General features: G+C 60.6%; 21 protein-coding genes. 13 read left to right on the plus strand and 8 right to left on the minus strand.

Annotation, left to right across the window (positions count from 1 at the left end):
* Positions 1 to 412 precede the first annotated feature (412 nt).
* Together ACVOL0_RS16970 and ACVOL0_RS16975 are read left to right on the plus strand one after the other, a co-directional pair.
* On the plus strand, positions 413 to 634 hold the full coding sequence (locus ACVOL0_RS16970; protein WP_303748465.1) for a hypothetical protein: 222 nt from the start codon (positions 413 to 415) through the stop codon (positions 632 to 634).
* A 69-nt stretch (positions 635 to 703) separates the two neighbouring features.
* Positions 704 to 1423 carry a TonB-dependent receptor domain-containing protein gene (locus ACVOL0_RS16975; RefSeq protein WP_303749951.1) on the plus strand — a complete coding sequence of 240 codons (720 nt, stop codon included), beginning with the start codon at positions 704 to 706 and terminating at the stop codon, positions 1421 to 1423.
* Here the strand turns inward: ACVOL0_RS16975 and ACVOL0_RS16980 are convergent.
* Positions 1345 to 1791 carry a 3-dehydroquinate dehydratase gene (locus ACVOL0_RS16980; protein WP_303748464.1) on the minus strand — a complete coding sequence of 149 codons (447 nt, stop codon included), beginning with the start codon at positions 1789 to 1791 and terminating at the stop codon, positions 1345 to 1347. The genes ACVOL0_RS16975 and ACVOL0_RS16980 overlap by 79 nt on opposite strands.
* Before the next feature lie 3 nt (positions 1792 to 1794).
* Positions 1795 to 2094 carry a hypothetical protein gene (locus ACVOL0_RS16985; RefSeq protein ID WP_303748463.1) on the minus strand — a complete coding sequence of 100 codons (300 nt, stop codon included), beginning with the start codon at positions 2092 to 2094 and terminating at the stop codon, positions 1795 to 1797.
* A gap of 355 nt (positions 2095 to 2449) precedes the next feature.
* On the opposite strand from ACVOL0_RS16985, the gene ACVOL0_RS16990 reads away from it, so the two are divergent.
* The 11 genes from ACVOL0_RS16990 to ACVOL0_RS17040 all read left to right on the plus strand — a co-directional run bounded on the left by ACVOL0_RS16990 (position 2450) and on the right by ACVOL0_RS17040 (position 16184).
* Positions 2450 to 3178, plus strand: coding sequence for a TorF family putative porin (locus tag ACVOL0_RS16990; RefSeq protein WP_303748462.1), 729 nt, complete (start codon positions 2450 to 2452; stop codon positions 3176 to 3178).
* Positions 3179 to 3289: 111 nt separating this feature from the next.
* Positions 3290 to 5023, plus strand: coding sequence for a potassium-transporting ATPase subunit KdpA (gene kdpA, locus ACVOL0_RS16995; RefSeq protein WP_481550096.1), 1734 nt, complete (start codon positions 3290 to 3292; stop codon positions 5021 to 5023).
* Between the two features lie 10 nt (positions 5024 to 5033).
* A complete protein-coding gene (kdpB, locus tag ACVOL0_RS17000) occupies positions 5034 to 7097 on the plus strand; it encodes a potassium-transporting ATPase subunit KdpB (protein ID WP_405051643.1) in 2064 nt (687 codons plus the stop codon).
* Positions 7098 to 7106: 9 nt separating this feature from the next.
* Positions 7107 to 7733 (plus strand): potassium-transporting ATPase subunit KdpC, encoded by a 627-nt coding sequence (kdpC, locus tag ACVOL0_RS17005; protein WP_303748460.1) that lies wholly within the window; start codon positions 7107 to 7109, stop codon positions 7731 to 7733.
* Positions 7734 to 7825: 92 nt separating this feature from the next.
* Positions 7826 to 10468 carry a sensor histidine kinase gene (locus ACVOL0_RS17010; protein ID WP_303748459.1) on the plus strand — a complete coding sequence of 881 codons (2643 nt, stop codon included), beginning with the start codon at positions 7826 to 7828 and terminating at the stop codon, positions 10466 to 10468.
* A 9-nt stretch (positions 10469 to 10477) separates the two neighbouring features.
* Complete coding sequence (locus ACVOL0_RS17015; protein WP_303748458.1) at positions 10478 to 11188, plus strand: response regulator transcription factor; 711 nt, start codon at positions 10478 to 10480, stop codon at positions 11186 to 11188.
* A gap of 673 nt (positions 11189 to 11861) precedes the next feature.
* Positions 11862 to 13253, plus strand: a complete 1392-nt coding sequence (locus tag ACVOL0_RS17020; protein WP_303748457.1) for an NAD-dependent succinate-semialdehyde dehydrogenase — start codon at positions 11862 to 11864, stop codon at positions 13251 to 13253.
* Between the two features lie 86 nt (positions 13254 to 13339).
* Positions 13340 to 13888 carry a hypothetical protein gene (locus ACVOL0_RS17025; protein ID WP_303748456.1) on the plus strand — a complete coding sequence of 183 codons (549 nt, stop codon included), beginning with the start codon at positions 13340 to 13342 and terminating at the stop codon, positions 13886 to 13888.
* Between the two features lie 207 nt (positions 13889 to 14095).
* Positions 14096 to 14329 (plus strand): helix-turn-helix transcriptional regulator, encoded by a 234-nt coding sequence (locus tag ACVOL0_RS17030; protein WP_303748455.1) that lies wholly within the window; start codon positions 14096 to 14098, stop codon positions 14327 to 14329.
* Positions 14330 to 14436: 107 nt separating this feature from the next.
* On the plus strand, positions 14437 to 14718 hold the full coding sequence (locus ACVOL0_RS17035) for a hypothetical protein (protein WP_303748454.1): 282 nt from the start codon (positions 14437 to 14439) through the stop codon (positions 14716 to 14718).
* On the plus strand, positions 14718 to 16184 hold the full coding sequence (locus ACVOL0_RS17040) for a YfjI family protein (protein WP_303748453.1): 1467 nt from the start codon (positions 14718 to 14720) through the stop codon (positions 16182 to 16184). The genes ACVOL0_RS17035 and ACVOL0_RS17040 overlap by 1 nt, the downstream gene beginning before the upstream one ends.
* A gap of 176 nt (positions 16185 to 16360) precedes the next feature.
* Here the strand turns inward: ACVOL0_RS17040 and ACVOL0_RS17045 are convergent, their stop codons facing one another.
* From ACVOL0_RS17045 to ACVOL0_RS17070, 6 genes are all read right to left on the minus strand, one after another.
* Positions 16361 to 17086 (minus strand): MobA/MobL family protein, encoded by a 726-nt coding sequence (locus ACVOL0_RS17045; RefSeq protein WP_303749949.1) that lies wholly within the window; start codon positions 17084 to 17086, stop codon positions 16361 to 16363.
* A 255-nt stretch (positions 17087 to 17341) separates the two neighbouring features.
* On the minus strand, positions 17342 to 17965 hold the full coding sequence (locus ACVOL0_RS17050; RefSeq protein ID WP_303748452.1) for a hypothetical protein: 624 nt from the start codon (positions 17963 to 17965) through the stop codon (positions 17342 to 17344).
* Between the two features lie 90 nt (positions 17966 to 18055).
* Complete coding sequence (locus tag ACVOL0_RS17055; protein WP_303748451.1) at positions 18056 to 19009, minus strand: toxin-antitoxin system YwqK family antitoxin; 954 nt, start codon at positions 19007 to 19009, stop codon at positions 18056 to 18058.
* A gap of 101 nt (positions 19010 to 19110) precedes the next feature.
* Complete coding sequence (locus ACVOL0_RS17060; protein WP_303748450.1) at positions 19111 to 19359, minus strand: hypothetical protein; 249 nt, start codon at positions 19357 to 19359, stop codon at positions 19111 to 19113.
* A 23-nt stretch (positions 19360 to 19382) separates the two neighbouring features.
* Positions 19383 to 19598, minus strand: a complete 216-nt coding sequence (locus tag ACVOL0_RS17065; protein WP_062168854.1) for a hypothetical protein — start codon at positions 19596 to 19598, stop codon at positions 19383 to 19385.
* Positions 19599 to 19620: 22 nt separating this feature from the next.
* Positions 19621 to 20307, minus strand: coding sequence for a J domain-containing protein (locus ACVOL0_RS17070; RefSeq protein ID WP_303748449.1), 687 nt, complete (start codon positions 20305 to 20307; stop codon positions 19621 to 19623).
* Positions 20308 to 20383: the final 76 nt, after the last annotated feature.

A 20383-nucleotide genomic window follows, 5' to 3' on the forward strand; every position in this document is an offset into this window, starting at 1 on the left:
CGTCTTCTTCCGCTTGCCCGTGTGTTCCGCGTCCCCGAAGCTCAGCTGCATCGTCGTCATCCGTCGAACCTTGCGCTATTGTCGCCGAGGAATTGTTCAGAGCATCCCTAGAGGTCCCCGGGGAAAAGAGCCCGAAGTCATGGGTGACGTCCGTTGTCGGCCAAAAGCGGACGTAGCGCGTGCCTCTGCTTCCAAGCTGCGTAAGAAGAGCCTCGCCTACATCGGGCACGGATCGACCTCTTCTATCCTACGAGGCCCCGCCCGCCTTGAGAGCCAGCATGCACGACAAGCTTTGGGGTTGGCGCGCTTGCTGATGGCGATTCGAGCTTGATACGGTCGCAATAGTTGCGATAGATAGGGGAGTGACAGCGCGCTTGTTAGCGTGTCCTTGTTCCCATTCCTGGTGCTGCGAATGGAAAAGCGCGGCCTTGCCGCTGCGGCACTTTGCGTCCTCTTGGCCGTCGCAGTGTGGATGCACTGGCCCGAACCTGCAGGCGAGCAAGTGCGGGTCTATCAAGTACTGCACGCGTTCGATAACCGGTTGCTGCGAAGTGATGCGCTCGGCTTCGTGGCCGCAAGGGCCGAAGAGGGTTTCGAACTGCACACGCGCTATTCCGAAGCGACATCCTTCTAGATCCGATGCAAAGGCGTTCGGGTGCTGACGGTGGAGAACGCGTCGCCGCGTGTGATGATCCGGATCCCTATGGATGTACTGCAGCGTGCGCCTGATATCGCATACCTGCACACCAACTTCCGCCGTTGGCTGACCCAAGACCCGAACCGCGCGCGGTTGCAACTGGTCAACGTGGAGGGCGTGACCCGCACCCGTGGCAGTGAACTGCTGCTGGGCTATCGCTGGCAGGACATCAGGGTGACCGGCAGTTATGTCTACAACGATGCGCGCGACCCCAGTGAGGAAGGTGCTGGCCGCCGTCCGGTTTCACTAACGCCCCGGCACAGCGCAGGCCTGGTGGCCATGTGGGAGCAGCATGACCGTGGCCGAATCGGCCTCGAGGCCTACTACACCGGCGTCCAGGCGCTTGATGACAATCCCTGGCGTAGATGCAGCCGGCCGTCCCTGGAAGTCGGTGCGCTGGGAGAAATCGTGCTGGGAAAAGTCAGCCTGTTCCTCAATCTGGAAAACACCCTCAGCGTCCGCCAAAGCGGTTACAACTCGATACTGCGGGCCCCGTCGCGCGGACGATGGCCAGTGGACCGTGGGTGCTTGGGCACCACTGGAAGGACTTGTGGTGAACGGTGGTTTGAGGATGAAGTTCTAGCTGGCGATGTTCTTGTCGGCCTCTGGCCTGCCCGGCAGGCCAGAGGGGTAAAGAGGGGCATTACTCAGGTGCCGACGTGGAACGGGTTACAGTGTTCGGTAAGCCCGAGATGCTCCAGGGCAATCTCCAGCCCCAGCGCATAGCTCTGCGCACCGTAGCCGCTGGCCACGGCCAGCCTGCGGCCAGCACCTGACGGGATACAGGCCTCGCGCTCTGCGCCGTCATCATGCACTTCCACGTAGGCGTTGTGCAGATGCGGCAGCAGACGCTGCAGGCGCGTGCTGTCGGCACAGGCACCCGGGTCCAGCAGGGTTACTTCGCCGCGGCTGTGGTCGGCCACACGCAGCGCGTCCAGCAGCTCCTGCTCCGACCCGCAGGCGCGGATGGCGATGGTGGTGCCGGCATCGATTGCACGTTCCACCAGCGCCTTCAACACCGGGCTGGGCAGCGGTGTCGCGGTGCGGATAAGACGACCGGTCGCTTCCGGGCCACGAATGATGAAAATGGACATGTTTCAGGCCTCCAGAGCCAGGCGATGGCGGATGATGCCGAGCGACAGCGGGTAACCACCCTGCGTGCTGCGGTGGTCGGCCACCACCGCCGCCGGCGCGTGCTGCAGGCGCAGCCGTGATTCAAGATCGAACCCGGCCATGCCCTGCACCTCGATGTACTGCGCCGGCAGTGTTTCCAGCGCGGCACCCAGTGCACCGGACTGCTCGTGCCACTGCTGCTCATCCACGTTGCCCAGCTCAAGCACGACCCAGTCGTTGGGGCGTGCTTCAATCTGGCACAGGCACTGGCTCACCTCTTCCACGCAGCTGCATTCCCTGCACACCCAAAGCATGGTTGCCCAGGTGTGCGGGCAAGTCCGGCGTTTCGTTGCTGCGGGCTGCGTGGCGTATCACGATGACGGTCATTGTCGTTCTGGTTTCACACCCTGCGGTGCGGTGATGCCATGGTCTTCGCGGCGGCCGTAAAATCGCCAGACGTTTTTGCGAGCCCCCACATAAAATCACCGTAATGGACCGCCACCAGCCCCCCGGCTGCAAACAAGCCGTGAAATTTTATGAAGAATTTACGCGGCATATCAGCCGGGGAATGGGCTTTTTACAGGCATCGATTCGACAATTTCTCATCGGCTGAACAGCCATTCCGTGAGTTGTCCTTTCATGTCTCTGCATCTTTTCCCGGGCCAGCCCTTCAGCGCCCAGGCGATTGTCGCCCGCGGTATCGCTGGGCTTGCCCTGTTTGCCGGCGCGGCGTTCAGCAGTAACGCGGCCACCGTCACCGGCTCGGCGGCCATTGCCAACGACTACGTCTGGCGCGGCTCCAGCCAGACCCAAGGCGACGCGGCCGTCCAGGCTGGTTTCAAGGCCAGCGCAGAATCAGGCTGGTACGCATCGGTGTGGGGCTCCAATGTCGAGTTCGCACCGGACACCCATGCCAGCAGCGAACTGGATTTCGTTGCCGGCTGGTCGGGTGGCCTGTCTGATGACTGGGCACTGGACGTCAACCTGACCCATTACCGGTACCCGTCCACCACCGTGGACCTGAACTGGACCGAATTGAACAGCACCGTCACCTGGAAGCAGAACTATTGGCTGCAGCTAGCGTACTCGCCCGACGCGCTGGCCACCGATGAGCGCGGCATCTACGCGCAGCTGGGTGCTCGCCTGCCGGTGAGCGACACCGTGCGTCTGGAGGCAGCGGTCGGCCATTACTGGCTAGAAGACGCCTACAACGACAGCTACACCCACGGCCAGCTCAGCGGGATCTGGGCCTTCAAGGCGCCCTTCGAACTGCGCGTGACCGCCCACGCTACCGATTCGGCGGCCAAGCGCATCTTCCCTGACCTGGCCGGCTCGCGCATCGAAGCCGCACTGCAGGCATCGTTCTGAGCTGAGCCAAGCATCGCATCGTAGTCACCTCACCCCTGCCATCGGGGGTGTGCGTGCTGGCCGCTCCAGCCGCACGACCTGCGATCCAACCACAACAAGGTGGGACATCCCATGTTTGAGTTCCTTTCCGTGTTCGCGCTGGCCCTGCTGCTGGGCTGGCCTATCGGTCGCTATCTGGCGGCCGTCATGCGTGGCAACCCCATGTGGGGTGACCGCGTCTTCGGCCTGATCGAACGGCCTCTCTATCGCATCCTGGGTGTCGCACCTGGCCAGGGCATGGGGTGGAAGCAGTACGTCAAAGCCTTCCTGATCAGCAACCTAATGCTGGGCGTGCTCACACTGGCGATCTTCATGACCCAGGCCTGGTTGCCGCTCAACCCCAATGATGCGCCGAACATGCGCTGGGATCTGGCGCTGCACACCATGGTCTCGTTCCTGACCAACACCAACCAGCAGCACTATTCCGGCCAGGCCCAGCTGTCCTACTTCGCGCAGATGACCGGCATCCTTGGCCTGCAGGTGATCACCCCGATGATGGGCCTGGCGCTGGTGGTGGCGACCCTGCGCGGCCTGTTTGGCGGGCGCACGCGCGAGGCACTGGCCAGCACGGCCAACGCCGCCTCGAACAAGACGCCGACGGCTGACGTCGAGCCGGATCTGGGCAACTATTGGGCCGATATCATCCGCCCCGCCGTGCGCCTGATGCTGCCGCTGTGCCTGCTCTGGTCGCTGCTGCTGACCTGGCAGGGTGTGCCGTCCACCCTAAACGGTGGCCCAGTGGCAACGCCCATCGACGCTTCAGCCGGCATGGCCGAGCAGAAGATCCCGCTGGGCCCGGTGGCCTCCATGGTCGCGGCCAAGCAACTGGGTACCAACGGTGGTGGCTGGTATGGCCCCAACAGCACCGTGCCGCTGGAAAACCCGACCGCCATTTCCAACCTTCTGGAAACCCTGGCGCTGATTCTCATTCCGGTCAGCATCGCCTTCATGGTCAGCGCCTTCACCGGCCGCCGCCGCTTCACCGCCTTGGTGGTCGGCACCATGCTGTCGATGTCACTGGTGTCGGCCGGCGTGGCCCTGTGGTCAGAATCGCTGTCCTCCACCACGACCGACATCGCCTTGATGGAGGGCAAGGAAGTGCGCTTCGGCGCCGAGCCTTCCGCGCTCCGGGCCGCGCTGACCACGCAGACCTCTAACGGCTCGGTCAACGCCATGCATGACTCGCTGGCGCCGCTCACCGGCATGGTCACCATCAGCAACATGCTGGTCAATTCCATCTGGGGCGGCGTGGGCTGCGGCCTGCAGCAGTTCATCGTCTACCTGTTGCTGAGCGTGTTCCTGGCCGGCCTGATGACCGGACGCACGCCGGAGCTGTTCGGCCGCAAGATCGAAGCCCCGGAAGTAAAGCTGCTGGCCGTGCTGGTGCTGCTGCAGCCGCTGGTACTGCTGACGCTGACTGCCATTACCCTGGCCGTACCCAGCCTCACCGGTAACTCCAATCCCTCCTTCCACGGCATCAGCCAGGTGTTCTATGAGTTCACCTCGGCCTTCGCCAACAACGGGTCCGGCTTCGAAGGTCTGGGAGACGCCACCTATTGGTGGAACCTGAGCTGCGCCGTAGTTCTGGCCCTGGGCCGATACCCTGCGCTGATCATCCCACTGGTCATCTCGGCCATGCTGGCACGAAAGCGTGCCGTGCCTGAAAGCCCGGGCACGCTGCACGTTGAGACGCCGACCTTTGCACTCACCCTGATCGCTGTGGTCGTCATCCTGACCCTGCTTCAGTTCATGCCGGTTCTGGTTCTGGGCCCCATCGCCGATCACCTCGCGCTCAAGGCCTTCTGAGGATTCCACAATGACTGATACTTCCATGCACAAGGGGCAGCGCCCCGGCCGCCCGGCGTTGCTCGATGCTGCCGGCTTCAGGGCCGCTGTCATTGCTTCCTGCGCCAAGCTTTCCCCTGGCCACGCCTTTCGCAACCCGGTGATGGCCGTGGTGTGGCTGGGCACCCTGCTCACCGCAGGCCTCACCCTTGGCGGCAAGGCTGCCGCCGGCCCCGGCTGGGCGGTTACGGCGCTGCTGCTGGTAACTGTGCTGTTCGCTAATTTCGCCGAGGCCATTGCAGAAGCACGCGGCCGTGGCCAGGCCGCCTCGCTGCGCCGCGCACGCAAGGATCTGGTGGCACGCAAGATCGCCGATGCAGCCAGGTCCGCCAGCGAGGTCTCGGTGCCCGCGGCCGAGTTGCGGCCGAACGACCTGGTAGTGGTGTCGGCGGGCGAGATCGTGCCGGCCGACGGTGAGATCATTCGTGGCTTGGCCACCATCAACGAATCGGCGGTCACCGGCGAGTCGGCCCCGGTGCTGCGCGAGGCCGGTACCGACCGCTCCGGCGTCATCGGTGGTACCAAAGTACTGTCGGACGAAATCGTGGTGCGAGTCACCGCCGAGCCTGGCAACAGCTTCTTGGACCGCATGATCTCGCTGGTAGAAGGTGCCAATCGGCAGAAGACCCCCAACGAAATCGCGCTGGGGCTGCTGCTGATCACGATGACATTGACGTTCCTGATCGTCGTGCTGACCTTGCCGTCGATTGCCGGCTTCGTAGGCATCACGCTGGATCCGCTGCTACTGGTGGCGCTGCTGGTGTGCCTCATTCCGACCACCATCGGCGGCCTGCTGCCGGCCATCGGCATCGCCGGCATGAACCGTGCGCTGTCTGCCAACGTGCTGGCCAAGTCGGGCAAGGCCGTGGAAGTGGCTGGTGACGTGGACGTGCTGCTGCTGGACAAGACCGGCACTATCACCCATGGTGATCGCCAGGCAACGGCCTTCCACCCGCTTGCAGGCGTGGACCTGGACCGTCTGCGAGAAGCCGCGCTGCTGTCCTCGCTGGCTGACCCGACTCCGGAAGGCAAGTCGATCGTCAAGCTGGCACGCCAGCCCAACACGCCCATCGAAGAGCCGGCCAACGCACACTTCGTGCCGTTCAGCGCACACACCCGCATGTCCGGCGTCGATCTGAGCCTGGCCGATGGGCAGGTGCGCGCCATCCGCAAGGGCGCCATCGATGCCATGGTGAAGTACGCGCAGTCGCTGGGCTCGGAGCCCTCACCTGAACTGTCCGCACGCGTGGAACAGGTTGCACGCAACGGCGCCACGCCGTTGGTGGTAGCCGATGGTCGACACCTGCTGGGCGTCATCGAACTGTCCGACGTGGTCAAGCACGGTATCAAGGAAAAGTTTGCCCAGCTGCGCGCCATGGGCATCAAGACCGTGATGATCACGGGCGACAACCCGTTGACCGCTGCAGCCATCGCCGCCGAAGCGGGTGTGGATGACTACATCGCCGAAGCGCGTCCGGAAGACAAGCTGGCCCGCATCCGCCAGGAACAGGCCTCCGGTCGTCTGGTCGCCATGGTGGGTGACGGTACCAACGACGCACCTGCGCTTGCACAGGCCGACGTGGGCCTGGCGATGAACTCGGGTACGCAGGCCGCCAAGGAAGCCGGCAACATGGTGGATCTGGATTCGGATCCGGCCAAGCTGCTGCAGGTGGTTGAAGTGGGCAAGCAGCAGCTGATCACACGCGGTGCGCTGACCACCTTCTCGCTGGCCAATGACGTGTCCAAGTACTTCGCCATCCTCCCGGCGATGTTCGCGGCCGTACCTTCAATGGCCGCGCTGAACGTGATGCACCTTTCCAGCCCGACCAATGCCGTGATTGCGGCGCTGATCTTCAACGCGATCATCATCCCGATCCTGATTCCGCTCGCTCTGCGTGGCGTCCGCTTCCGCGCCGCGAGTGCTACGGCGCTGCTGCGCCGCAACGTGCTGGTCTACGGCTTGGGCGGCGTGCTGCTGCCGTTCCCGGCCATCAAACTGATCGACATGGCGCTGGCCGCGCTGTTCGGTGCCTGAGGACAACCCATGAACAACATCATTGAACACAATCCGTCCAACGCATCCTCCGCACGTAATGGTGTCTGGCGGGCATCGATCGGCCTGGCGATCATCTCGCTGCTCGGGTTTGGTTTCGTCTACTCGCTGGCCGCGACCAACCTCGGCAAGCTGATGTTCCCTGCAGCCGCCAACGGCAGCCTGATCAAGCGCGACGGCAAGGTGATCGGCTCATCCTTGGTGGCACAGCCATTTGCTGATGATCGCTACTTCCAGTCTCGTCCGTCGGCAGCGTCCTACGACGTGATGGCCGTGGCCGGCAGCAACCAGGCGCGCACCAATCCGGACCTACGCAAGCGGGTAGACGAGGCCCGCGCGGCCGTCGCAGCACGCGACGGCGTTTCGCCCGACGCCGTGCCCAGCGATATGGTTACCCAGTCCGGCGGCGGCATCGATCCGCACATCTCGCCGGCGGCCGCGAAGAACCAGGTGAATCGCGTGGCCAAGGCACGCGGCATGCAGGCCAGCGAGGTTGAAGCGTTGCTTGCCGAGCACACCGAAGGCATGCGCTTTGGCCTGTATGGCGCTCCGCACGTAAATGTGCTGGAACTGAATATAGCGCTCGACAGCGCAGTACCGGCCCCGTCCAAGAACTGACAGCTGCACGCCGCTATCTGTCGCCCCTGCCCTCGTGCGGGGGCGGCGTTGCCTTAGAGCGCAAATGCGCGCACCCCTGACGAAACCTGCTCATGAACGAAGACCGCAGCGCCAAAGCTGATGCCCTGGCGGGAGAACTACGCCGCCAGAACAGCGGTCATCTCACCGTATTCCTCGGCGCTGCGCCGGGCGTAGGCAAGACCTACGCCATGCTCTCCCGCGCGCGCGAGCTGCATCGCCAGGGCATTGACCTGGTGGTTGGCATCGTCGAAACCCATGGCCGCTCAGAGACCGCTGCGCTGGTGGAAGGCCTCGAACTCATCCCGCGCAAGCGGATTGAATACCAAGGGCGCAAACTGCAGGAACTGGATGTCGACGCCATCCTGGAACGGCGCCCGCAGGTTGCCCTGATCGACGAACTGGCGCACCGCAACGTGCCCGGCAGCCGCCACGAGCGGCGCTGGCAGGATGTCATCGACCTACTTGACGCTGGCATCGATGTATACACCACCGTCAACATCCAGCATCTTGAAAGCTTGAATGACGTAGTGCATCGCATCACCGGCATCCGGGTCAGCGAGACCGTCCCGGATGCGCTGTTCGACCGCTTGCGCGACATCCGTCTTGTCGACCTGCCCGCACGCGAGCTCATCGAACGCCTGAACCAGGGCAAGGTCTATCTGCCAGAACAGGCCACGCAAGCGCTGCAGGCCTTCTTCTCGCCGTCCAACCTCGCCGCACTGCGCGAACTGGCGATGCAGACAGCGGCAGACCATCTTGAGGAGGATCTGCGCGAGTCGCAGATCGCGCGCGGCCTGCCCGGCATCGCGCTGCGCAACCGGGTGCTGATCGCCATTGATGGGATGGGTGCCTCAGAGTATATGGTGCGTGCCGGCCGCCGCATTGCACAGCGCCGCGATGCGCCATGGACCGTAGTGACCGTCCAGTCCGGCAAACCGATGGATGCAACGCGCCAAGCAGAGCTTGACCGCGCATTCGCGCTCGCCCGCAGCCTGGGCGCGGACGCTGAAGTCGTGCATGGCTCCCACGTCGCCGATGCGCTACTTGACCACGCCGAGCGCTGCGGCGCGTCCACCATCATTGTCGGCCGCACGCGCGAGCGTCCAGTGGCGCGGATGATCAACCGCACGCTCACGCAGCAACTTCTGCAGAGGGGGGCGCATTACGAGCTGGTCATCATCAGCTCGCCCGAAGTTCGAGCCCGCGCCCGCCGGCGCCTGCGCGTTCCGGATCGCTCGTTGCTGCGGCATGACCTGACCGCAGCGGTGCTTGCCACACTTGGTGCGATCATCGCCTCCTGGATGGCGCAGCGCTGGCTGGGCATTGATGACATGTCCATGGTGTTCATCGTTGCTGTGATCCTGGTGGCCACCCGCACCAGTATGCTCGGTGTCGTTGGCACAGCGGCGTTGTGCTTCTTCAGCTACAACTTCTTCTTCATCGAACCCACCTTCACCTTCAGCATCAGCGCCAACCGCGGCGTGGCAACAGTGGTCATTTTCCTGGTGGCAGCACTCGTCTGCGGCAGTCTGGCAACGCGTCTGCGCGCACAGATAATGGCGCTGCGCGCTGTCAACGCCCAAGCAACAATGATGGAGCGTCTGGGCCGCGGGCTGAGCAGTGCCGCAGACCTGGGTCAGGTGCTCCACGTGGGACGCATCGCGATGGAACGCAGCCTGGGCGTCTCGGTCTGGATGCAGTCCGGTGATCGCATCGAGCAATCCCCCGGCACCGTGCTGCAGGGCACCGACCGCGCCGCCGCCGATTGGTCGCTGGGTCATCGCCAGCAGGCAGGCCGCTTTACCGACACGCTTGCTGCGTCGCAATGGTGGTTCGTTCCCCTGGTCGCCAACCGCACTGTGGTCGGCGTGATGGGCCTGCGCTGGGGTGAGAGCAATGCCCGGCTGGCACCGGAACAACGGCGCCTTGCCGAGGCCATGATCGACGACGTGACTCAGGCCATCATGCGCACACGCCTGGTCGCCGATCTGGAAGGGGCCAGGGTCAGCAACGAAACCGAGCGCCTGCGCTCTGCGCTGCTGTCATCGGTTTCACATGATCTGCGCTCCCCGTTGGCGTCCATGATCGGCTCTGCCAGCAGCCTGGTCAGCTACCCAGATGCGCTCTCGGCCGAGGACAAGGCCAACCTGCTCGACACGATCCTGGAGGAGGGCGATCGCTTGGATCGCTACATCCAGAATCTGCTGGACATGACCCGGCTGGGTCACGACGGGTTGACCCTCAACCGCGACTGGGTAGGCGTGGACGAACTGATCGGCTCGGCATCCGGTCGCCTGCGCAGGTACCAACCGGGGGTGAAGCTGGACGTTACCATTGCAGCCGACGTGCCACCGATATGGGTGCACCCTGCACTGGTGGAGCAGGGGCTGTTCAACATCTTGGAAAATGCGGCGAAGTTCTCGCCACTTGGCGCATCCGTGGATGTCCATGCGCGACTGGTCGGAAATGACCTGCAGCTCGACGTGCGCGACCGTGGCCCCGGCATTCCCGAGGATGAGCGCAAGCGCATCTTCGACATGTTCTACAGCGTTGAGCGTGGTGACCGGAATCGGAAGGGTACCGGTCTTGGCCTGACGATCGCCCAAGGAATGATTGGTGCACACGGAGGTTCCGTCGAAGCCTTCTCCGGGCCTGATGGCGTAGGCACCGTCATCCGCATCACCCTGCCGATGCTTCAACCGAGCGTATCTTGAGCCTGCCAAATGCCCGCAAAATCAGAAGCCAACGCTGACGTCCATGTGCTTGTCATCGACGATGAGCCGCATATCCGGAGATTCCTGCAGATCAGCCTGAAGGCGCAGGGCTACACGGTCCTGATGGCGGAGACGGGTCAGGGGGGCCTGGACATAGCACGTAGCTGCGCGGTAGACATCATCGTTCTGGACATCGGTCTTCCCGATATGGATGGGCACGCAGTACTTGCGCAACTGAAAGAGTTTTCGCAGGCGCCCATCATCATGCTCACGGCCCGGTCCGGGGAATCAGACAAGGTTGCGGCGCTTGATGGCGGCGCCCATGACTATGTCACCAAGCCTTTCGGCATCCACGAGCTGATGGCTCGCGTCAGGGTACTGCTGCGATCGGCAGACAGGGATGCGGAGGCCCCATTCTGCTTCGACGATGGCTCCCTTCGCATCGACGAACAAACCCATATGGTGACATTTGAGGGCAGGCAGCTGGTGCTCTCGCGCAAGGAGTACGCCTTGCTGCTTCTGCTTGCACGCAACGCGGGACGTGTGGTCACCCAGCCGGTGATACTGACCGAGATATGGGGCCCATCCCACAACCGCGACGCTCACTACATCCGCATCCTTCTGGCGCGACTTCGACCTAAGATCGGGGATACGGCTGCAGCTCCCCAGTACATCAAGACGCTGCCAGGTGTGGGGCTTCAGTTCAATCCAGCAGAGTGAGCCAGTCTTAGCAGTCAAACTCCGTGGCATGAGCACAGGAATTACGCGGCAGGAGTGACCACTTTTGAACTCAAGGCCTGGGGCTGCCGGTCCGATGCCTGGAAGGCTTACGTCTGCTTTCGGCCAAAAGCGGTCGCGAGAGCTGACTACAAAATCGTGAGCGAGTCAGGACAGGCTTCCAGCTTACGTATCCTTGTGCGCCAGAACTACGCTTGAATCGGACGGCCAAGTGCCCCGCCCATCTGCTGATCGTGAAAAGAAGACGAGCAGACACGGGCGCACCATCAATCAGCAGCAAACACTGCATCAGACCAGTATCCGCCCGAGCATACTTCTCGGAGACCACCTACTCGACCCGCTTTGGCGCAGTAGTTTGCATAAGTATCGAAATCGCGCTGACTGACCGCCTCTCCGTGAAAACGGACTTTATGTACAGTCATTACCAGCACGTCGTCGGAACATGCATTGACGGAACAGTCCGTTATCAACAGTTACATGCTTGGGTTATGGTTTTTTTACACAGAAGAATCCGCCAAGGTTCATCGTTGCAGTGGCATGAATCCATCGACTGGATCCTTGCTAAACCGACTCCGAACCGCTTCCGGACCCATGCGATCCGGCAGTGGATTGGAGCCTAAGTCTCAACCAGCGCGCCTCCCCCAAAGGAACGAGAATGAGCTTTTCAACCGTAAACCCCTATAACGGCGAAACCGTCAGAACCTTTCCCATCGCTGATGCTGCTGCGATTGACGCAGCCATAGAGAGCGCCCATGCAGCATTCCTGTCCTGGCGGACGACCACCCAGGCAGAGCGAGCCGCTGTTCTGCAGCGTGCCGCCGACCTACTACGCAGGGATTCACGCCGCTTCGCGGAGATACTTACCCTGGAAATGGGCAAGCTGATCGGCGAAGCCGAGGCGGAGGTCGAGCTGTCGGCTAACATCTTGGAGTACTACGTGAAGTTTGGTGCTCAGGACTTGGCACCGCGCGTACTGCAGGCCAAAGGTTTCACCGACGGCGATGTGCAGCTGATCAAAGAGCCGCTCGGTGTGTTGTTCGCCATCGAACCTTGGAATTTCCCGTTCTATCAAGTCATCCGCATTACCGCGCCGCAGACCACAGCCGGCAATGCCGTTCTACTAAAGCACGCGTCAAACGTACCGCAATCGGCGCTCGCCATGGAGCAACTATTCCGTGATGCAGGCGCGCCGCAAGGCTTACTGACCAACCTCTTCGTGTCCCACGATGATGTAGAGACAGTAATTGCCGACCCGCGCATTCGCGGCGTGGCCCTCACTGGCAGCGAACGCGCTGGCTCCGCCGTCGCTGCACTGGCAGGTAAGCACCTTAAGAAGAGCACGCTGGAGCTAGGCGGCGCTGATGCTTTCATCGTGCTCTCCGACGCCGATGTCGAGAAAGCGGCGAAATGGGCAGTATTTGGACGTCACTGGAATGCCGGACAAGTCTGCGTCTCTTCCAAGCGGATCATTGTCGAGGACGCCATCTACGATAGCTTCCTGGCGCATTACCGAGCCGGCGTGGCCGAGCTTGTCGCCGGTGATCCCTTGGATCCTAAAACCACCCTCGCACCGCTCTCGTCAACCGGCGCACGTGATGGACTGGCCAAACAGGTCGATACCGCGATTGCCAATGGCGCGACGGCAGAGACCGTGGGTAAGCCGGTTCCAGAAAAGGGCGCCTTCTATCAGCCCACTATCCTCACCAACATCACGCCAGATAATCCGGCCTATCACACGGAATTCTTCGGCCCTGTCAGCCATATCTACCGCGTAGCGGATGAGGGTGCAGCCATCAAGCTGGCAAACGACTCACCATACGGGCTAGGCGGATCGGTCTTCAGCGAAGATATCGCCCGCGCCAAGCGAGTCGCTGGACAACTGGAGACTGGCATGGTCTACATCAATCAACCGACAGGCGTCAAAGCCGACATCCCCTTCGGCGGCGTTAAGAACTCCGGCTACGGCCATGAGCTAATCGACTTGGGTCTGACAGAGTTCGTTAACGAAAAGCTTGTCGTCGTCAGCGATATCGACGGCTCCTTCTGACTCACCTACAAAGCGGACAGCGAAGAACGCGCTGTCCGCTTTGTAGCACGCCAACAAACCTAACCACATGTTGAAAAGGACTTCCTATGAGTGAATTCGAAGTAGAAATCATCCGCAAGCCCAAGAACTTCTCTGATGCACATAGAAGCATTGAGAAAGATCTTGAAGAATACATTGCAAGCGGAATCCCAAACACCGAGGCGCGCCTTTTCATACTCATGTCAATCAAAGAAGCGAAAGATTTCTTGAAGGAGGCAACCAAGGTAGATGTGAAGCGTGATGCGGCATGGTACTTCCTAACGGAAGCAGCAAGGATCACAGGTTCTCTCAAGGGATCTAGAAACAAGACCCACGAGCAGACCAGCGAAGAGGGTCGCCGTAACATCGCACGTGAGAACGGAAAGCGGGGCCTCGAGGTAAGAGGGGCAAACAGAGCCGGCGAACTCGACGACATCCTTAAGAAACTTCTTGCCCTGCCCGTCCCGAAGGGTGGATGGACGAGAAGCTCGTTGAGGAGCAAGTTCAACGACATCACTGCAAAAATCGATAACTTCAAGGCCGCCAACGCAAAGTTCAACGAACTATGCAGGCACGATGACATCAAGCGGATGTTGCCTGAAAAAAAAGCAAAGTGACCGTTGATAGTCATTCTTCCTTAGGCCGAAGCCAGGGTGCTCCACTGACAACTTTCCATCCCGTAATGCCATTTGCCTGACAAAGCACCTTCAGTGGAGAAAATTTGCCAGTTGGCAGCTATATATTTTTACTTTTTGCTAAGTAACTAATTGATTTTTAAATAGATAGTACCTTCGCCTTCAAGGTCAACACCCTGAAGGCGCGTAATGAACTGCAACACACAACTCCCGCTACGGATCATCCCCGTACGCGTCGCTGCGGCCCGACTCAACAAGGGCCGCAGCACCCTCTACACCTGGATCGACGAGAAGTCGCCCTACTACAAACCCGACCTGCCCAAGCTCGTTCGCTTGGGCTGCAGTGTCGGCTTCATCGAACACGAAATCGATGACTACATCCGCGGCCTGATGCAGGTCCGAGGAGGTGTAGCAGAGCAGTAGTACCGCAGCCTGTTTGCGACTGCTCCGAATAGGCGCGTGACACTTCACTTGCCCATCTAGCCGACCGCGATACCGGCGGCTCACATCTCCTTGTAGAAGACTTATCAATGACCAACGACATCAACGACGACCTGCAGACGCAGGCCGATAGCATTGCCGACGCGCTGCGTAGCCTCAAGCCGAACGAGCAGCATCGTAAGAGCCAGCTGTTCTCGCTCCTGTATCCGGTGATCTCCGATCTCCTGCAGCATAACGTGACCCAGAAGTCGATCTTGGAAAAGCTCGGCGAAATGGGCCTGAAGCTGCACCCCGCCCGTTTCAAGGAACTCATGGCAGCGCAGGCCGCCACCACCTCCACCTCCAGCTCCAGCACCGACAAGGCACTCTAATGAACAAGCGCATCCCCACCTTCGCGTTCCCGGTGAACGAGTTTTACAAGTCGGTTGCACTGGCCATTGAGGAAACCATGGAGACAATCCAGGCCCCGGATTCCCTGGTTGCCACATCGTTCCTGACCGGCATGTCGATCGCATGCCAGTCCGACGTCGATGTCGTGCTGCCTTATGGGGCAACAACGCCCTGTGCGCTGTATCTGGCGACTGTCGCGGAATCCGGCGAGCGCAAGACGGCTACGGACAAGCTGGTTATGAAGCCGATCTACGACTATGAATTGTCTTACGCCAATATGTACAAGGCCGCGATGGAGCAGTACGAAGTCGATCACGGCTTCTGGGAGATCGAGAGCAAGGCGATCAATCGCTTGATTACGAGCACCATCGCAAAGGATGGTGACACCACCGAGTTGCGTCAGCGCTTTGCTGTGCACAAGGCAGCCGAACCAGTGAAGCCGGCATGCAATCGCATCATCGTGCAGGACGCCACCGAGCGCGGCCTGATCAATGCGGTGCAGGGTGATAGCAAGTCCATCGCCATGCTCAGCGATGAGGGAGCAACGCTCCTGAAGAGCGGTGCATTCCGTAATTCGGCGACCCTGAACAAGCTGTGGGATGCCCCTTCGCTGGTTATGCTTGACCGCGCTGATGAGGTAGTCCAAGTCACCGACCCGCGCCTGACGCTCAGTTTCATGATCCAGGAGGAACTGTTCCAGGATTTTTTGAAGATGAAGAACAGTACGGCACGGGCATCCGGGTTTCTTGCTCGCTTCGTGTTCTGCCATCCCGAGTCAACCCAGGGTTACCGTGCTGCCAAGGAGCTGACCGACAAGGAGCCGGTGCACGGCGCTAACGTGCTGGCTTTCCACAAGCGTATGACCGCGCTCTTGGAAGCTCGCGACCACCGCCATGCCGATGGCAACTACAGCAAGAAGGTGCTGCGTTTCTCCACCGATGCCAAGGCACTGTGGAAGGACACCTACGACATCATCGAGCCGGAACTCGCCAAGGGCGGCGCTTACCACAGCATCCGTGATGCGGCCTCCAAGACCATGGAGATCGCCAGCCGTATCGCCGGCATCTTCCATCACTTTGAGGGTATCGAAGGTGACGTGATCGAGCGCGCGACGCTGCAGCGTGCGATCAACGTCGCGCTCTTCTACCAGGAGGAGTTCATTGAGAAGTTCGGCGACCACAATGATCTGCCGGAGGACGAGAAGGACGCCCGGTCCTTGATGGAGTACATGCGCACGAAGTACTGGATTCGTTGCCGCGACTGGGCATACCGCAATGACGTTCGTAAAAGCGGGCCTGTTCGCCATCAGGGGCGCTTCGCAGCCGCTCTGGACCTGCTGATGGAGGACAACGCTATTCGCGTGGTACGTGAAGGTCGTTACGGCCGCACTGGGAAGCTCGTGATTGAACTCAACCCGGCCGTCTTTGATCGCCCTGGCGCACTCTGACCCCAGCCGTCCCGCACAAGAAAGGCCGCTCCGAGAGGAGCGGCCTTTCTCTGTTCTGGTGACTACCAGAAGGGAGCGGCCCCGGCCTTTTCAGACCGGAAGCACATGCACACGATGCGACAATGCCCCAGTTGGGGCGAAATCGCTCGGTTTTCAGGTTCATGGTCCGGCCTAGGTCAAAGCACCCTTTGCCCCCTCATGGCTTGCCGGGCATCCACGTAGGCCGACCGCTCGTTCTCCGACATGCCTCGGATACGGAAAGCCCCCAGATGACGCTCCGCACTGCGTCCGACACCCTGTTCCTTCAATGTCCGGTGATCAACACGCTCCGTGATGCCATTGCGCTGCAAGTGTTCGTTAATGATGCTCGCAACCATTTGGCGAGTTTCAATCAAGCTTTCACTTACCTGCACGCTCGTTCTGCCGCACGCATCCTTCCTGCATCCGCCTGTTTCAGGCCTATAGGAGTTGTACCTCCGGAACATCTGCGGGGCGGATCGTTGGATCCCATCCGGCATGCGATCTGACACCATCAGATGCAGGTGCATATTCATTCCTCCTTCGAGGGACGCCTCGGGTGAATGCACCGCGTACTCGTAGGGCTTCACACCTGCCAGGAAGTGAATGAGATCCTGCACCAACTCTCTCGACCTACTGCCGACAAGCTCGTTTGGGAGCGCAACGATGAACTCCCTGTACGCGGCACCATTCATGCGCTCATGTGCATCCGCTGCGGCCCAGAACGCTCGAGCACTCCCCTCTGCCCAAGAAGGTAGGTTCCCGCACCCTACGTCGACCAAGTCCTCCCGTGACCGATACCGTCCTTCGCGACGTATGTAATCACTATGCCCTACGGCTTTTCCCTTGGCGCCAGTCTTTAGCTGCAAATGAAAGATCTTCATAGTTAACCTCAATGTCGGGAAGGAAAAAAGGCCAGTGACGTTGGTCACTGGCCTCTATGGGGTGGCTTGAAAGCTACTTAGCCTGATGAGTTTGGAGAAACGGTAAGTGCGCGCTCTGCATTGCCCCCCTCCCTTCTATTGCATCTAGTGCATGTCGTTGCTTAGGGGTTGTGTAGGTACTGGTAGCCGGTTTCTCTCATACCTTATGCACCTAGGAGTAAGAAACTACTCATCATGCTTTGAGCATCAGTTGAATCAGTACGCTGCATTGACAGGCTTAGCTTCAATCAACTTCCCGTTTTGAAGAACGTAGCTCACATTCTTCTCCACTGAAGGACAGCAGGTGGCATCGTCAGGTCCCTGTACTAGGATCTTGATCGCAACCGCTCCTTCTTGGACTGTTAAACCCTGAACGCCCTCACCGTACCCAGACACCGGCAGTGAGTCGGCATAGGCCAGTGCGCCAGCCTCTCTTACAAAGACAGCCAGATGCGTGGCGTAAGCATTACCACCATTGGTCGCCTCCAGTACGAACAACACGGCCTTATCGCTGACACCGTCGCCATTGAGATCACCTTCAGCGAACTTCCTCGCTTCAACGTTCTCATCCGCCTGATCGAAGATGAAAGCCTGCCGAGCCAGTGCTTCATTGATAACGCTCTCATCCGAGGCAGCTACTGAGGGCTCTGCTGCGATCGGGGGCTCTGCCAGCGCTGGTGCGCAGCTGATCGCCTCCGCCTGTGCAGCCGTCAAACCTGCCGGCACTTCGCATCCGGCTAGGTTGATGTCACCGGCCTGGGTGAGAGCCGCTTCCTTCTTGCAACCACCAAGTGCCAGTACGGCCAACATGGCTGCCACCAACATACCTACCTTCTTCATACCCTCTCCTGGAGTCGTTTTGGAAAAAACTAACCACGCGCATGGAGCGGGCGTGCACAAGCACGCCCGCTATCTTCCTTCACTACCGCATCAGTTCCTCTTGTCTGATCCGTCACAGACCCAGCAGTCCGGATCCAGACCGCGAGCGATCTTGTCAGCCCGAATGCTCTCCTGCTCCGCCTGATACCTCGCTTCGCGCTGGGCCGGCGTCAGCAGGCGTACTGCGTTGTATCGCTTCTCCGCCTCCGTAAGCAGAACTTCCTGCTTGGGCGTCAGAGCGAAATCATCACTTCCCGAAATCGAGCGATGGAGCGCCCACATTTCCGGTTCCGTCAGGTATTCCGTGCCGTCTTGCAGATAGTGAGTCTGCGAGACCAGCTTTCCGCCTTCGTACAGACCCCGCTCTGAGACTGCCCCGTTCTCTTCCCAGTAGGCCTCCCACAGCCCTACAGGCACGCTGCCTTTGAAGTTGGCCTTCACCTTGACCTGGCCGTTGAGGTAGTAGCTGATCGCCTCTCCTTCCAGACCGTTGTTCACAGCCGTCGCCTGGTAGGAGAGTTGCCCAGGCTTTTCGGCGAAGTAGATCTTGATCGGCCCTTCCACGCGCCCGTTCTGCATCGTCAGGATGACGCCAGGACTGCCCGTCTTCGTATGGAACACTGTCTCCCCATCCAGACCACCGTCGGTCCGCTTGCCTTCGTAGGCGACGACCTGTGACTGCGGATAGCGGCAGGTGTACTGGCCACCTACCAACCCTCCTTCCACCTCCACATCGCAGACATAGTCCAAGTTGCCCAGCAGCCCCGTCATGCTGGTGGTCTGATTGGTGTTCAGATTCTGAAGGATGGTTCTCAGAGAGCCCAGGAGCGGTTCGAGCTGCTTGTGCGGTACGCCAGTCACCCGTCCGTCGAATGGCTCGTTGGAGCCTGATTCGTAGATCTTGCCGTTACTCAGTTCTGCATTGCGCCAATCCAAGATTGGCTTGCTGCATCCACCAAGAAGAAGCGCAGCAAGCATGGCTGCAACGTAGTTGATACTTTTCATGGAGTTCCTTGTCTGTATGGTCGGGCGGCCGGCATTCGGTCGTCAGAGGCAACGAGCGATACTGTCGGCGGCCTACTTCGTGGGCAGGACGTCAGGCGCTATCAGGGGTTCCGACACTGGCCCGCTGCCACGAACAGCTGCTCGGCGAAGTCGGACGGTGGGTAGCCCTGTCTGTTGATAGCCACCAGGCCCTGCTCGCCGTAGTGGTCCTGCAACTTGTCGATGACGCATTTGCAGTTGGACTTCGGTGCGCCGCTGCTCATGCAGTTGTCTATGAACTGGCCTCGGACCTTGTCCAGCTCGCTGGTACAAGCGCACAGCGCCAGCGGAATGAGAGCAACGGTGAGCATCTTTCGGATTCTTGATCTCATGCTTATCGCCTCTTCACCAGGACGAGCAGGGCAAAGATCACCACGATCCAGACCACACCGCCGATCAGCTTTCCGAATGACGGGAAGACCACTACGGGCCAGACCAGGCCCTGCCCGAGGTTGTAGAAGAACCCCTTGTAGGCATAGCGCCCCCAGATATCGAAACATATGGCCGCGATCAGCACGGTCACGCCGTACAGGCCTATCAGGTACTTCATGTCATTCCCCTGTTGGTTGAGATCAGTTGGTTTCTTGCAAGTAGTGGCTGACGGCTCTGAACAGCCGTCTCAGGTCATCCGGGCCGGGAATGCTCAATGTGATGAAGGGTTCGCCATGGATCCGGATGTGCGCACCGTGGGCGGTGATCTCGGTCAGGCAACCCAGTAGCCGGATCTCAGCCTGCTCGAACTTGGCCTTGCACCGAATCTGGGTTCCGGTGATCAGTACGCCCTCCCTGGCACCGCCGAACACGGTGTCGTCGATGAGCACGACAACGTCTTGGGCACGCAGCCTCTCCCCGTAGCTGTCCAGAGCGCCCAGGAGCTTCTTCCTGGGGATGTGCGGAGCCACGAACACGCGTTCGAAGGGCTCATTGCTGAACTCGAGCCCTTGCAATGCTTCTCGGAGTGAGCGGAGCGGTGGAGGCTCTGCGGCCTTGGCTCGCTCCGTCCGCGGGCCTGGATCAGGAGACCCGGCGGACGCTTGGCTACGGTCGAAGCGTTCGCGCTGGTATGGATCTTTGAGGACCGCATAGGCCTTGTTAACGGCCTGCATCTTGGCGGTCGCCCATGCCACGGACGCCTCGTCTCCCGCGGCGTAGCGGTCAGGGTGGTACTGGCTTCGCCGGCCCTTGTAGGCCAGCTCTATTTCCCAGAGGGGTGCCTCGGGGCGAACCCCGAGGACTTCGTAGTAGTCCTCTTGTGACATTTGGATATCCGTCAATCCTTAAGCGCACGCGCCTCTTGAAAGGTCTGATTGGTTGGTACGGGATCAGTTGGGCAAG

This window comes from Stenotrophomonas sp. STEN021, assembly GCF_056760175.1.